Raw genomic sequence first — 13428 nt, 5'->3', positions numbered from 1 at the left:
ATGCGCCGGGATTAATATGAAACAAAAACGGCGCGTTGCCCAGAGAGCAGCGCGCCGCAGATTGCGAAATCAGAAGAAACCGAGCGGCTGAACGCTGTAGCTCACCAGCAGGTTTTTGGTCTGCTGATAGTGGTCCAGCATCATCTTGTGCGTCTCGCGTCCGATGCCCGATTTTTTATAGCCGCCGAAAGCGGCGTGCGCCGGATAGAGGTGATAGCAGTTGGTCCAGACGCGCCCCGCCTTGATGGCGCGACCGACGCGGTAGGCGCGGTTGATATCGCGCGTCCAGACGCCGGCACCCAGCCCGTAAATCGAGTCGTTGGCGATAGCGATCGCTTCCGCCTCATCCTTAAAGGTGGTGATGCCGACCACCGGCCCGAAAATCTCCTCCTGAAAGACGCGCATGCTGTTGTCGCCCTTCAGCAGCGTCGGCTGAATGTAGTAGCCGCTGGCGAGCGAGCCTTCCAGCGTCTCTACGCCGCCGCCGGTCAGCACCTCTGCCCCTTCCTGACGCGCAATCTCCAGATAGGAGAGGATCTTGTCGAACTGCTGCTGCGACGCCTGCGCGCCGACCATGGTTTCGCTGTCCATTGGATCGCCGCGCTTGATGGTTTTGATGCGCTTCATCACCGCCGCCATAAAGGGCTCGTAGATGGACTCCTGCACCAGCGCGCGCGACGGGCAGGTACACACCTCGCCCTGATTCAGGAAGCCGAGCACCACCCCTTCAGCCGCCTTCTCGATAAAGCTCTCCTCCGCCTGCATGATATCTTCGAAGAAGATGTTCGGCGATTTGCCGCCCAGCTCGACGGTCGAGGGGATCATGCTCTTCGCCGCCAGCTCGAGAATATGGCCGCCGGTCGCCGTGGAGCCGGTAAAAGCTACTTTGGCGATGTCGGGATGAGAGGCCAGCGCCTCGCCCGCCTCTTTGCCGTAGCCGTGCACCACGTTCAGCACACCGGGCGGCAGCAGATCTTTGATCAGCTCGACAAACAGGGTAATGCTCAGCGGCGTCTGCTCGGCGGGCTTCAGCACCACGCAGTTGCCCGCGCCCAGTGCTGGTGCCAGCTTCCATGCCGCCATCAGCAGCGGGAAGTTCCAGGGGATAATCTGCGCCACCACGCCGAGCGGCTCATGGAAATGGTAGGCGGCGGTAAACTCGTCGATCTCGGCGGCCGTGCCCTCCTGGGCGCGCACGCAGCCGGCGAAATAGCGGAAATGATCCACCGCGAGCGGCATATCGGCGGCCAGGGTTTCGCGCACCGGCTTGCCGTTATCCCAGGTCTCATTCACCGCCATATATTCCAGATTTTGCTCCAGCCGATCGGCGATCCTGAGCAGCGCCAGCGATCGCTGCTGCGGTGAGGTTTTACCCCAGGCTTCGGCGGCGGCGTGCGCGGCGGCGACCGCTTTATCCACATCCGCCTTGTCCGAGCGCGGGAATTCCCCCGCCACCGAACCGTTGACCGGCGACGTGTTGGTAAAGTAGTTGCCGTTCACCGGCGTCACAAATTCGCCGTTAATGAAGTTGCCGTAGGTTTTCTGCAGCTGAATCAGAGAACCCTGTTCCCCGGGAGAGGCGTAACGCATGGTGAATCTCCTTAACATGGCTGGAATTGAAACAACGATGAAACTTATTGTTAACAATGAATGAACAAACCTAGCCTGTCAGATGTTGCAGTCGGAAACTGTGACCGCTGCAAAGGAAAAGCGCGCCGCCCGTGCGCACGGATAATTCTGAGAATAAGCCGAGGCGGCAAAAAAAAGCGAAACCTCAGGCCGAAACAGGGTCAACAGAAAAGGTTAATCACAGGAGAGAGTGACATGCTGGCTTCGGCTTTTACCCTTATGCGCGCAAAAGCAGACTTTATACATCAGTTTATTCGCCATCCGCGCAAGATGGGCAGCATTACGCCCTCGTCGGCGGCGCTGTGCCGCGCCATGAGCGACAGCGTCTGCTGGCGCAGTGCCCTGCGCGTCGCCGAACTTGGCGCGGGCGACGGCGTGCTGACGCGTCATCTGCTGGCGCGTATGCAGCCGCAGGCGACACTGGATGCGTTTGAGATCAACGCGCCGCTGGCGGATAAGCTGCGCGCGCTGGAGGATGCGCGCCTGCAGGTGCGCAACTGTTCGGCGGCCTCTCTGACCGGCGAATATGACGCGATCTTTTCCGGCCTGCCGCTGCTGTCGCTGCCGCCGACGCTGCGCGACGAGATTCTGCGCGCCGCGTTCAATGCGCTCGGCCCGGACGGCCTCTTCGTGCAGTTTCAGTACACCTCGATTACCCAGCCCGATCTCTCGCGCTACTTTATCTGGCAGCGTCAGCGGGTGCTGAAAAACGTGCCGCCCGCCTGGGTTTATCGCTGTCGGCGCAGCTACGCGCCCTGAGCCTGGCTCGCCTGCGGGCGCGTCTGCAGCCAGAACGCCGTCAGCAGCTGCCGCGCCCAGTCCGCGCCCTCAATATCCGCGCCGCTGTCGCTGACGCCCGGAGGCAGGCAGGCGCTCATAATGCGGCGTGAGAATTCCGGGTGAAACTGCACCGACAGCGCCTGCGGCGAGTAGCGCAGGATCTGACAGGGATCTTTCTCCGAGGTGGCCAGCACCTGCGCCTGAGGCGGCGGGGCGATCACCGACTGACGATGCGACAGCCAGGCGCTGAAGCGTGCCGGCAGCGCCGAAAGCAGCGCATCGCGCTGCATCGCCGGGTTGCACGTCAGCGGCAGCAGGCCGCGCTCCCAGCCGTTGGGGTTGTCCGCCACCTTCCCGCCCAGCGCATAGGCCATCAGCTGGTGTCCGTAGCAGACGCCCAGCAGCGGCAGCTCAGCCTCGATCGCTGCCCGCACCCACGCCGCGCTACGCTCGCTCCACTCGGCGTGGTCAGTCACCATCGCCCAGGAGCCGCTCAGGATAGCACCGCTGATCTGGTCAAACTGCGGCAGCGATTCGCCAAGGTGCGGGCGTACAATGAGGTACTCATCAGGTTGCAGATCAAGCGCGTCAATAAACCAGCGCGGCTGCTCGCCGATACGTGCGGCAACCTCGGCAGGCGGGACTTCTAACTGAATCAGGGCAAGGGGCAAAACGGAAGTGGATGTCATACCGAATCGGATCCTCTACGGGTGAACGTCTCGGTGAGTCAGTCTGACAGCAAAGCGGCGCCCTGTCTTATGATTTTCCTGCTGCTGTCATAACAGAAAAATATTTGTCATCGCCTGTCGGCCTCTTCCCCCTTCGTGCCATCATTAGAGCGTGGCGAAAAACAACAGCGAAGGACGGGATTGTGGCTCTGCGGCATTTTTTTCTTATCTTGATGGTGGTTTCTATCTGGGCATTCAATAACGTGGCGGTGAAGTGGGGCCTGCTGGAGCTGCCGCCGCTGTTTCTCACCTGCATGCGCTTTGTGGTGGTGGCGATTGTGCTGATCCCCTTCTGCCGCATCACCCGCCAGCAGCTTCCCTGGCTGCTGGCGCTCGCCTTTACCTTCGGCTTTATGCACTTCTCGCTGCTGTTCGTCGGCATGCGCTATACCGACGCCGGCACCGGCGCGATTGTGGTGCAGCTCGGCACGCCGATCGCCATGCTGCTGGCGATGGCGGTGCTGAAAGAGCGGCTGAGAGCGATTCAGCTGGTCGGCATCGCTATTTCCCTGTGCGGCGTGGCGGTGCTCTCCGGCAGCCCGACCATCCCCGCCTGGTGGGTGCTGGCGATCCTGCTCTGCAGCGCCACCGGCTGGGCGGTCAGCAACCTGATTGTGAAAAAATCGCCGCCGATCAAGCCGCTGACCATGACCGGCTGGATCGCCTTTCTGGCGGTGCCCATCGTCGGCCTGTCGAGCTTCGTGATGGAGTCGCACCAGTTCTACGCTCTGAGCCAGGCGGGATGGCGCGGCTGGTTCGGCATTCTCTACAGCGCGCTCGCCTCGTCGATTGTTGCCTATACCCTCTGGTATGGGCTGCTGAAGCAGTACAACGTCAATCTGATTATGCCCTACTCGCTGCTGACGCCGGTGCTGTCGGTGCTGATGGGCATCGTGGTGCTGGGCGACAGCCTCAACAGTTTTAAAATCATCGGCGCCTCGCTGGTGGTGTGCGGCACGGCGATAGCGGTTATCAATCTGCGCAGCCTGCGCATGCACGCGCGCTTTCCGCGTCTGCGTCGCCGCTGAAAAAGCGGTGCTATGCTCTGGATACCGTCTGTTTCTGGAGAATGCTTATGGATTATCAGCTTGCCGCGTCGCTGTGGCAGCAGCTGTGGCAAGGATTGCGTGGCCCCGGCGACGCAACCGCCCCACCTACCTTTCTTGATACCGCGACCTTCTCATCCGCTTTCGCCGTCAGCGAGCTGGCGGCCGCCAGCATCGGGCTGGCAACCCAGGCGACGGCGGATTTTATCGGCGCCCGCCAGCCGGTGAGCGTCAATGTACGCCTCGCCTCGCGCTGGTTTCAGACCAGCTTCTTTCCCCGCAATCGCCCTGCGCCCGCGCTGTGGGACGCCTTTGCCGGCGACTATCGCAGCGCCGACGGCTGGATCCGCCTGCACACCAACGCGCCGCCGCATCGCGCGGCAATGGAGCGCGTACTGGGCCAGCATCCTGACCGCGATGCGCTGGCGCGGCAGGTGGCGCGCTGGCAGGCTGACGCGCTTGAGCAGGCGGTGGTCGACGCAGGCGGCTGCGCCGCAACGATGCGTGGCGAACAAGCGTGGCGGCAGCATCCGCAGGGCCAGGCGGTGCGCGAAGAGCCGCTGATCGCCTGGCGAAAGGGCGCCGCTGCGCCCGCGCGCAGCTGGCCGATGCTCGCTGCGCGACCGCTGCTCGGCGTGCGGGTGCTGGATCTGACGCGCGTCATCGCCGGGCCGGTAGCGACCCGCTTTCTCGCCAGCCTCGGCGCGCAGGTGCTGCGTCTCGACCCGCCCGGCTGGCGCGAGCCGACGCTGGATGAAGAGATCGCCTGCGGCAAACGGCGCGCCGTGGTGGATTTTAAAACGGCGGCGGGCCGCGAGACGCTGCGCGCGCTGCTGCAGCAGGCGGACGTGCTGGTGCACGGCTATCGCGCCGATGCGCTGGAACAGCTGGGATTCGACGCTGAGGCGCGCGCCCGGCTGGCGCCCGGCCTGGTGGACGTGAGCCTGAACGCCTGGGGCTGGCACGGCCCGTGGCGCAACCGCCGCGGCTTCGACAGTCTGGTGCAGATGGCGTGCGGCATCGCCGAGAGCGGTATGCGCTGGTCGCAAAGCGAGAAGCCAACGCCGCTGCCGGTACAGGCGCTCGATCACGCCACCGGTTATCTGATGGCCGCCGCGGCGCTGGAGGGACTGCGCCAGCGCCACACGACCGGCCACGGCGTGGAGGCGCGGCTGTCGCTGGCGCGTACCGCCCTGCTGTTGCAGCAGCATCCCAGCCGGGGCGCGGCTCTGTCAGCGGGAATTCAAGCGCATGCGCACGATACGCTGCCGACGGTGGAGCTGACGCCCTGGGGCATCGGAGAACGGCTGCGCGCCGCTGCGCGGCTGCCCGGCACGCCGCAACTCTGCGCCACGCCAGGCTACGAGGCTGGCACGCACCCGGCGTGCTGGTAAAGGAGCGGGCGGGGTCAGGCTTCGCCGCCCTCTTCGCCGCCCTCTTCGTCGGCCTCGTTCAGCTCATCCCACATCGCCTGGATAGCCTCACGGCTGAGCATCGCCAGCGTGCGGTAGAAGGCGGTGGTGGCGTGCGCCTCGACCTTGCCAAGAAAGGCGCCGCACCAGGGGAGCAGATAGCTGTCGAACAGGGCGCACTGCGCCGCGCTCTCATCTTCCGCCGACTGATCTTCCAGCCAGGAGGCCGCCAGCATCAGCACGCCGAAGTGGTCGGCGGGCGCGTCGCTGAGCGGCATGCCGCGCGAGGCGAGAAAGGCGCGCACCTCCGGCTCCGGCTTGCCTTCCGGCCACTGTGAGGCGTAAGGCGGCACCTTACAGTCGGGGCCGACGAACAGCGCGTTGTAATCCGCTGCCAGCGCCTGCGGATCGCTGTTCTGCTGCAGGCGCTGCAGCAGCTCCTCCTGCTCAAGCGGCCACTGCGCGCCAAGTTTGCCCTCGCGCAGCAGCGTAAACAGCGGAACCAGCAGCGGATCCTGCGGCTGACGGTTAAACAGGGAGCCGATCACGCGGCAGAGGATGGAAAACTCGTTCATGCACTATTCCAGAGGCAAAAGGGTTAGAAATCCGCCAGTTCGGCAATCTGCTTGCCGGTACGCTGCTCCAGAAAATCGAGCAGGCGGCGCGGCGTGACATTTAACACGCGATCCTCGGGAAAATCCACTGCGCGCGTGATGCGCAGGCAGTGCTCGAAGTCGCCCAGCGTAAACGCGGTGTGGGAGTCGGAGCCGAAGGCCAGTTTGCCGCCCGCGTCGCGCACCGCTTCGGCGATGGCGCGGCAGTTCGGCTCGCTGCCGGGACGTGAGGTGGTAAAGAGGCAATTATTGATACATCCCGTTCCAGGCGCACGCGGAAATACCATTAAATAAACCGTCTTATCTCTGATTTCTTATGCACAAGACTAAGGCACAGAGCAATCATCATCCTTACTTCCTGATATTTCCTGTTGAACAATTTAAGTCTGCCTGGCCGATCAGACAATGGGCAGGGATATGTTCATTTATTTTGCAATTTTGGTAGAAAGCACTTTTGAAATCGTCTCATCGGGGAGTAAGAAAGCCTGCTGATTGGTATCTTGTATCTTCAGTTTACTGAATATTACCGAAAAATAATCTGGACTCACAATAACTCTTATTAATTGTGTGGTTATTATTTATAAAATAAACTAAATTGGCTTTTTCAAGAACTTACCTGTCTATCAGCAAAGGATTATGCAAATGGATATCTGTTTTCCTGCCAAAAAAGCAAACGACGACCATTACTCCACAGTCGATGAAATTATGGCCCGTATACTTCAGGAGCCTCATGGTTCCTGGCTTGCCGGGACAAATGCCATGTGGCATGGCGGACTTCATATTACAGATGTAAGTGCGCCCGAATCGGTACTCACTCGCGAAACAGCAGATACCGCCGTCCCGCTTCAGTTTATGGCAGGAGGCGAGGTGGTGGCCTGGCGACTGAATCAGGACTATCTCTCCAGCGATTACATGGGGAATGCGTTGCAGTATTCCAGCACTTTTGTACTGGTTAAATCCACCTGCACGCCGGATACTGAAAAACCGGAAAATGCCCTGGATTTTTACGCGCTCTACATGGGGCTTGCCCCGCTGTCTGCCTTTCCTGTGCATCAGATATATCAGGTCACGAAGCGGGGAAATAAACTGCGGAAACGCCAACAAATCGGGCAGGAAAAAACGGGAGAGCACTCTCTCGAGCCATCCGTAGGGCATCTTAAGACAGGTGATCGCGTGGTGGTGCTGCGGGAAAACACGTTTGAACTGGACGGCGTGCACCAGCGGTTCGGGCTTGCCCGGAAGCTGAACAGTAAGTCAGAGATGAACGGCGCGGCATTCTGGGTATCGCTTAATCCAGCGTTTATGCGCCCGGATGGCCAGCAACGGTCGCACTTGCCCGCGTGGATGCAACAGGCTATCGCGGAGGGAGCTTATGATAAAGCGATCACGCTCACCACTAAATACACTGTTGCCGCCGGGGATGCTGTGGGATATCTGGCGGAGGACATTGCGCCGAATGGGATGCAGGGGGTGGAAAAAAGCAACTTTGTACATATCGAACTCCTGAGCACCGACAGCCGTATGCGGGATTTTCTTAACAACACCGCCCGAGTAAAACGTGGTCAGACATATATGCATATCCAACCGGGGAGCTACCTGTACCAACGCAGCGGCGACACGTTTATCCGTACAGCCGTACAGGTAAAAAAAGATATTCACAAAATCATGCCGCAGGAAAAATGCCATTCGTTCAACGACAACAGCGGGAAACGCTGGTTTGAGATCGAGGAAGGTGCCTGGCTGAGTGAGGCGGATGTTGATGTAGACATTGCTCAGTACGATCTGATAAAGCTCGGTTTCTCGGCTTTTGAAGAACCACCTACGGCTGACATGACACAATCCCTGCGTGAGGGCTGGATAAAATCAGCATTTACGCACCTTGCGGAGTGGGTGAGGCCTGAACGCAGCATTCAGGAAAAACAGGTTTCCACCTGGTATAAGGCTATCCTCCGAAAAATGGACGGTGACAACAGTGACGACCTGTCCGGGGCGGAGCTGTATCACGCGGTCCACTTTCCGGAGATGGATGTAAGGGATATCGCGGCGCGGATGGTAGTGAAACATGACAGTGAATGGTTTGGCGGCAGTCAGCATCATCGCTGGAAAACCTTTCTGCAACGCATCGATCGCCTGTATGTGGAGTATGTGCGCCAGTGGTTTGACAATATGGAATGGATGAAACAAGTAGCAGCGTTTAGCAGTGGTGAGCCTGTCTGGCATATGCACCCGGTTGTGTTTTTGGACGCGATAAAGTTTTCTGCACTGTCTCTCGCAGAAGCAAGGGTAAGAGCATTCATGCGTATGCTTCGAGTTAGAGAAGGAACTGTTGGTGAATCTGGCTATGAAACTTTGTTCGGTGGACAGTCGTTCATTAGTGATTACCATAAAAACTTTAGCAATCACCCGCAAATTTCTATTACCAGGGGCAATCTAACCTCATCAGCAGCAGGAGCATACCAGGTAATGGGATATACCTGGAGTGATCCCACAATGGTTTCTCGTCGGGCCGATAGGGACATTACTGATTTTACACCTAAATCCCAGGATGAATTTTGTGTTTTGATTTTTAAATATAAAAGAAAACACGCTTTAGACAAAATCATGTCTGGTGATATAGAAGGGGCGTTAGATATACTGAGCTACGAGTGGGCGAGCCTTCCTCCGGGTAGATATGGACAGCCTGCAAAATCAGAACAAGAAGCACTTTCATTGTACAACCATTACCTTGAGGAAGAATTAGCAGGACGGTCAGACCTTCATCTTGATATTGGATTTATTTCAACCATTGCGGAGTCTATACAATGAAACGCTGGACAATTTTTCTATTATTCATTTCTATGGCAACACATGCCAGCCCAGGCTTGGGTTTGTGGGGTACCACGTGTGACGGAAAAGGCTTCTCTATAGAGATTAACAATAAGCCTAATACACTTATTATTAATGACAATCAAATAGTTATTAATTTTCACTTAAAAGAAGTCGATAATAATAATTTTAATATTTTTTATGATGGTGTTGCAGACCTCGGTAGAGGAGGTATGAATCTCGACTGGAGAAATATAAGCCTCATAAAACCAGTCGCAGAACTCAGTATTATCAATCAACATGGCAAGTTGCACTGGAAAGGCTTTTACGATGATAAGAAAATGAAATATTTTTGGACCAACGATCCCGATTTTGTGCAGTCTTATGCTGAAGATGGCGTTATTAATTTACATAAATGTGAAAAATAATTTTCACCTGGCCTTAGCCTTACAACTGCAACATTTCTCAGGACTACCGATAAAAAACTGGCACGTCAGATATTTTTATATCTCAGTGGAGCTTTTCTTTTTTTGGATAGGGATACCCTATGGTATCCCCTCTTCTACTTTCCAAATTTATGTCATTGGCTTTGAATCTCACCTTTACCAGTCATAATACCAGCAAGGCATCACTCTTCCTTAAACGCCTTCCTGCACCGCTTATCAGGCTTGCCCTGGGGTACTCAGACAATCACAGCAGCACTGACCACTCCTTTATTCCCATCGCCCTTTTGCCTGATCTTGCCTCTCTGCCAAACGTAACGCCCTTGCAGTAAGGGTCAGAAATCCGCCAGTTCGGCAATCTGCTTGCCGGTACGCTGCTCCAGAAAATCGAGCAGGCGGCGCGGCGTGACATTTAACACGCGATCCTCGGGAAAATCCACTGCGCGCGTGATGCGCAGGCAGTGCTCGAAGTCGCCCAGCGTAAACGCGGTGTGGGAGTCGGAGCCGAAGGCCAGTTTGCCGCCCGCGTCGCGCACCGCTTCGGCGATGGCGCGGCAGTTCGGCTCGCTGCCGGGACGTGAGGTGGTAAAGGAGGAGTTATTGATCTCCAGCGCCACGTTGTAGTGCGCGGCCGCTTCGGCGACGGCGCGGATATCGACCGGGAACTTCGGGTTGCCCGGATGGCTGATAATATGCGCCACGCCGTTCGCCATGGTGGCGATCATCGCATCGGTGTGATGGCTCTTGTCGCGCGGCGCGTAAACCGGCTCATGAAAACCGGCGATAATCAGATCCAGCGAGCCGAGCATCGGGCCGGAGCAGTCGATTTCGCCCTGCTGATTTTTAATATTGGCTTCGATACCGCGCAAAATGCCGACGCCGTCGATGACGCGCGGCCAGATTTTCATATTGACGAAGTGCCAGTAGTGCGGCGCGTCGGCCATGTCGGGGCCGTGGTCGGTAATGGCGAACAGCCTGATGCCGTTATTTTTCGCCTGCGCGACGTAGTCGTGCAGCGTGCTGTAGGCGTGGGTGCTGGCGACGGTATGCATATGCAAATCAACGGGGTACATTATTTTCTCCTCTCTGCCGTCCGCTCGAACGGCCAGTCAGTTAACCGGAATTCAATAGCCGCGCTGGCGATCGACGCAGCCTGAGGGCCGTTCGCCCGCCTCGATGGCGCGGATGGCGCGGGTAATGGTGTCCATCGCCTCATCTGCCAGGGTCAATGCCGCAATATGCGGGGTGATGGTGACGCGCGGATGACGCCACAGCGGATGCTCCTGCGGCAGCGGCTCCTGCTGAAACACATCGAGCGCGGCAGCGCGCAGCTGCCCGCTCTCCAGCGCCGCCAGCAGATCCGCCTCCACCACCTGCGCGCCGCGCGCCATATTGAGGAAGCAGGCGTGCTGAGGCAGCTGGCTCAGGGTGCGCGCGTCAAACAGGTTGAGGGTTTCCGGCGTGGTGGGCAGGAGATTGATCGCTACCTGCGCGCCGCGCAGAAAGTCGTCAAGGCTTTCGCGTCCGGCAAAGCTCTCGACGCCCGGGATGCGCTTCGGCGTTCGGCTCCAGACGCGCAGCGGGAAGCCCCAGGGCCGCAGCGCCTCAATAACGCTCTGCCCCAGCACGCCTGCGCCGAGCACGCCGACGCTGAACCTCTCGCGCGTCGTCGGCGGCAGAGGGTGCCACTGCGCCTGCTGCTGCTGTCTGGCGTAGTCGTCGAAGCGGCGGAACCAGCCCAGCACGCAGCAGAGCGCATACTCCTGCATCTGCCGCGCCATACCGCTATCCTCCAGGCGAACCAGCGGCACCGACGGCGGCAGCATATCGGGATAGCGCGCCAGCCGGGTGAGCATATCGTCAACCCCGGCGCCCATCACGAATACGCCCCGCAGTCCGGCGCGATGCGCCAGCATCTCGCGCGGCGGCTGCCACAGAATAGCGTAATCGGCGGGTGCCTCGTCACCGGGCTGCCAGCGCCGCACCTGCGCCTGCGGCAGACGCCGCCGCAGACCCGACAGCCAGATTTCGCCGTCCTGCGTCGGGTGATACCAGATAATATCCATCTCAATCCTCGTTTTTTGCCCTCAGCCTCCGGCAAAAGCGCCGCCAGGGCAAGCAAAAACCACCTCTTCGCCCTCACGCTTACGCCTGGTCTGCTTCACATTTCCGCAGCGTCGCCGCGCCACGTTGTCAGATTGCGACTAAAGTTGTTTGAGTGGTCAATGCGTTACGCGCGGCCGCCTTTCGGACAAGGAGAAAAACCGATGAAGAAAACTGTCGTAACCGCGCCTGTCGGGCGTCATGGAGTCGCGCCAGTGCTGCTGACGCTGCTGCTGGGTCTGCCTGCGCTGACGGCGCACGCAGAGGATAACTCACGCATGCTCAGCAGCCAGCCGCAGCCGCCGGACGTTCGGCTGGGTCCGTTGTTCAACGCGGTGCAGCAGGCGCAGTTCTATCCCGACCAGAAAACCTTTGCTGACGCGGTGCCGAAGTTCGATCCCGCGTCGATTCTGGCAGACTGGCAGATGCAAAAAAATCAGCGCAACTTCGATCTGAAGCGCTTTGTCGACAGCAACTTTACCCTGCCCGCCGCGGGCGAAAAATATGTGCCGCCCGCCGGTCAGAGCCTGCGCGCACATATTGACGGCCTGTGGCCAGTGCTGACGCGCACCGCCAAAAGCGCCGGGCGCTACGATTCGCTGCTGCCGCTGCCGAAACCCTATGTGGTGCCGGGCGGCCGCTTCCGCGAGGTTTACTACTGGGACAGCTATTTCACCATGCTCGGCCTGGCTGAAAGCGGCCACTGGGATCGCGTACAGGATATGGTGGATAACTTCGCCTGGGAGCTGGATACCTACGGTCATATTCCCAACGGTAACCGCAGCTACTACCTCAGCCGCTCGCAGCCGCCGTTCTTTAGCCTGATGGTCGATCTGCTGGCAACGCACGCAGGCGACGCGGCCTACACCAAATACCTGCCGCAGCTGCAGAAAGAGTATGACTACTGGATGGCGGACAGCGATAGCGTCGCCGCTGGTCAGGCGAGCAAGCGCGTGATGAAGCTGGCGGACGGCACCGTGCTTAACCGCTACTGGGACGCCCGCGACGCGCCGCGCACCGAATCCTGGCTGGATGACGTCAAAACCGCGAAGAACGCGCCGCAGCGCGACAAAGGCGAACTCTATCGCGATCTGCGTGCCGGCGCCGCGTCCGGCTGGGATTTTAGCTCGCGCTGGTTCAGCGACGCGCATAATCTCGCCTCAATCCGCACCACTCAGCTGGCACCGGTGGACCTCAACAGCCTGATGTTCCATCTGGAACAGACGCTGGCCAAAGCGTATCGCCTCGATAAGCAGCAGGATAAGGCGAAGCAGTTCGCCGATCGGGCGGAGAAGCGCCAGGCGGCGGTCAACCGCTACCTGTGGGATGAGAAGCAGGGCTGGTACGCCGACTACGACAGCAAAACGCGCCAGGCCAGCCCGCAGCTGACCGCCGCAGCGCTCTTCCCGCTCTATATGCAGCTGGCCAGCGACAAGCAGGCTGACCGCACCGCCTCGGCGGTAGAGAAACAGCTGCTGAAAGCGGGCGGTCTGCTCACCACCACGGTGAACAATGGCCAGCAGTGGGATGCCCCTAACGGCTGGGCGCCGCTGCAGTGGGTGGCGGTAGAAGGTCTGGAGCACTACAACAAGCCGCAGCTGGCGCAGCAGGTCGGCATGCGCTTCCTGCAGAACGTTCAGACCACTTACGACAAAGAGCATAAGCTGGTTGAGAAATATGTGGTTGATGGGCCGAATCTCGGCGGTGGCGGCGGCGGCGAATATCCGCTGCAGGACGGCTTCGGCTGGACCAACGGCGTGACGCTGATGCTGCTCGATAAATACTGTCCGAAAGAGAAAACCTGCAACAGCGCGCAGGATATTCCTCAGGCCGCGGCAACAGCGAAGTAACCTCCCCCCAGACGAAGG

At 59.2% G+C, this 13428-nt stretch carries 11 protein-coding genes and 1 pseudogene; 6 read left to right on the top strand and 6 right to left on the bottom strand.

Going from position 1 to position 13428, the window contains the following annotated elements; genetic code table 11:
- Positions 1-69: 69 nt before the first annotated feature.
- Positions 70-1590 (bottom strand): acetaldehyde dehydrogenase ExaC, encoded by a 1521-nt coding sequence (gene exaC, locus ACR6A7_RS13560; RefSeq protein ID WP_434125420.1) that lies wholly within the window; start codon positions 1588-1590, stop codon positions 70-72.
- 234 nt (positions 1591-1824) lie between these two features.
- Between exaC and ACR6A7_RS13555 the strand changes: the two genes are divergently transcribed.
- A complete protein-coding gene (locus tag ACR6A7_RS13555) occupies positions 1825-2388 on the top strand; it encodes a class I SAM-dependent methyltransferase (protein ID WP_434125419.1) in 564 nt (187 codons plus the stop codon).
- Here ACR6A7_RS13555 and ACR6A7_RS13550 read toward each other — a convergent pair.
- Positions 2376-3098, bottom strand: a complete 723-nt coding sequence (locus ACR6A7_RS13550) for a glutamine amidotransferase (RefSeq protein ID WP_434125417.1) — start codon at positions 3096-3098, stop codon at positions 2376-2378. The genes ACR6A7_RS13555 and ACR6A7_RS13550 overlap by 13 nt on opposite strands.
- 182 nt (positions 3099-3280) lie before the next feature.
- On the opposite strand from ACR6A7_RS13550, the gene ACR6A7_RS13545 reads away from it, so the two are divergent.
- A complete protein-coding gene (locus tag ACR6A7_RS13545; protein WP_048784790.1) occupies positions 3281-4165 on the top strand; it encodes a DMT family transporter in 885 nt (294 codons plus the stop codon).
- A gap of 47 nt (positions 4166-4212) precedes the next feature.
- A complete protein-coding gene (locus tag ACR6A7_RS13540; protein ID WP_434125415.1) occupies positions 4213-5577 on the top strand; it encodes a CoA transferase in 1365 nt (454 codons plus the stop codon).
- Between the two features lie 14 nt (positions 5578-5591).
- Here the strand turns inward: ACR6A7_RS13540 and ACR6A7_RS13535 are convergent, their stop codons facing one another.
- Together ACR6A7_RS13535 and ACR6A7_RS13530 are read right to left on the bottom strand one after the other, a co-directional pair.
- Positions 5592-6170 (bottom strand): TorD/DmsD family molecular chaperone, encoded by a 579-nt coding sequence (locus tag ACR6A7_RS13535; RefSeq protein WP_434125413.1) that lies wholly within the window; start codon positions 6168-6170, stop codon positions 5592-5594.
- A gap of 23 nt (positions 6171-6193) precedes the next feature.
- Positions 6194-6463 (bottom strand): annotated as a pseudogene (locus tag ACR6A7_RS13530) (phosphatase); the annotation flags it as partial.
- A gap of 388 nt (positions 6464-6851) precedes the next feature.
- Between ACR6A7_RS13530 and ACR6A7_RS13525 the strand changes: the two are divergent.
- Together ACR6A7_RS13525 and ACR6A7_RS13520 are read left to right on the top strand one after the other, a co-directional pair.
- A complete protein-coding gene (locus tag ACR6A7_RS13525; RefSeq protein ID WP_434125411.1) occupies positions 6852-9014 on the top strand; it encodes a glycoside hydrolase family 24 protein in 2163 nt (720 codons plus the stop codon).
- The gene (locus ACR6A7_RS13520) at positions 9011-9442 is read left to right on the top strand and encodes a hypothetical protein (protein ID WP_434125410.1); all 432 of its coding nucleotides are present in this window, start codon (positions 9011-9013) and stop codon (positions 9440-9442) included. Before ACR6A7_RS13525 ends, ACR6A7_RS13520 begins: the two co-directional genes overlap by 4 nt.
- Before the next feature lie 350 nt (positions 9443-9792).
- Here ACR6A7_RS13520 and ACR6A7_RS13515 read toward each other — a convergent pair whose 3' ends face one another.
- Both ACR6A7_RS13515 and ghrA read right to left on the bottom strand, forming a co-directional pair.
- Entirely contained in the window at positions 9793-10530 is a 738-nt protein-coding gene (locus tag ACR6A7_RS13515) for a phosphatase (RefSeq protein WP_096073005.1), read from the bottom strand.
- Between the two features lie 51 nt (positions 10531-10581).
- Positions 10582-11523, bottom strand: a complete 942-nt coding sequence (gene ghrA, locus ACR6A7_RS13510; RefSeq protein ID WP_434125408.1) for a glyoxylate/hydroxypyruvate reductase GhrA — start codon at positions 11521-11523, stop codon at positions 10582-10584.
- A gap of 201 nt (positions 11524-11724) precedes the next feature.
- Between ghrA and treA the strand changes: the two genes are divergently transcribed.
- A complete protein-coding gene (gene treA, locus ACR6A7_RS13505; protein WP_434125407.1) occupies positions 11725-13410 on the top strand; it encodes an alpha,alpha-trehalase TreA in 1686 nt (561 codons plus the stop codon).
- The last annotated feature ends 18 nt before the right edge of the window (positions 13411-13428 follow it).

The organism is Pantoea phyllosphaerae (assembly GCF_051025595.1).
Classification (GTDB): Bacteria; Pseudomonadota; Gammaproteobacteria; order Enterobacterales; family Enterobacteriaceae; genus Pantoea.
The sequence above is the reverse complement of the archived record's forward strand: the minus strand, read 5'-3'. Positions and strand labels throughout refer to the sequence as shown.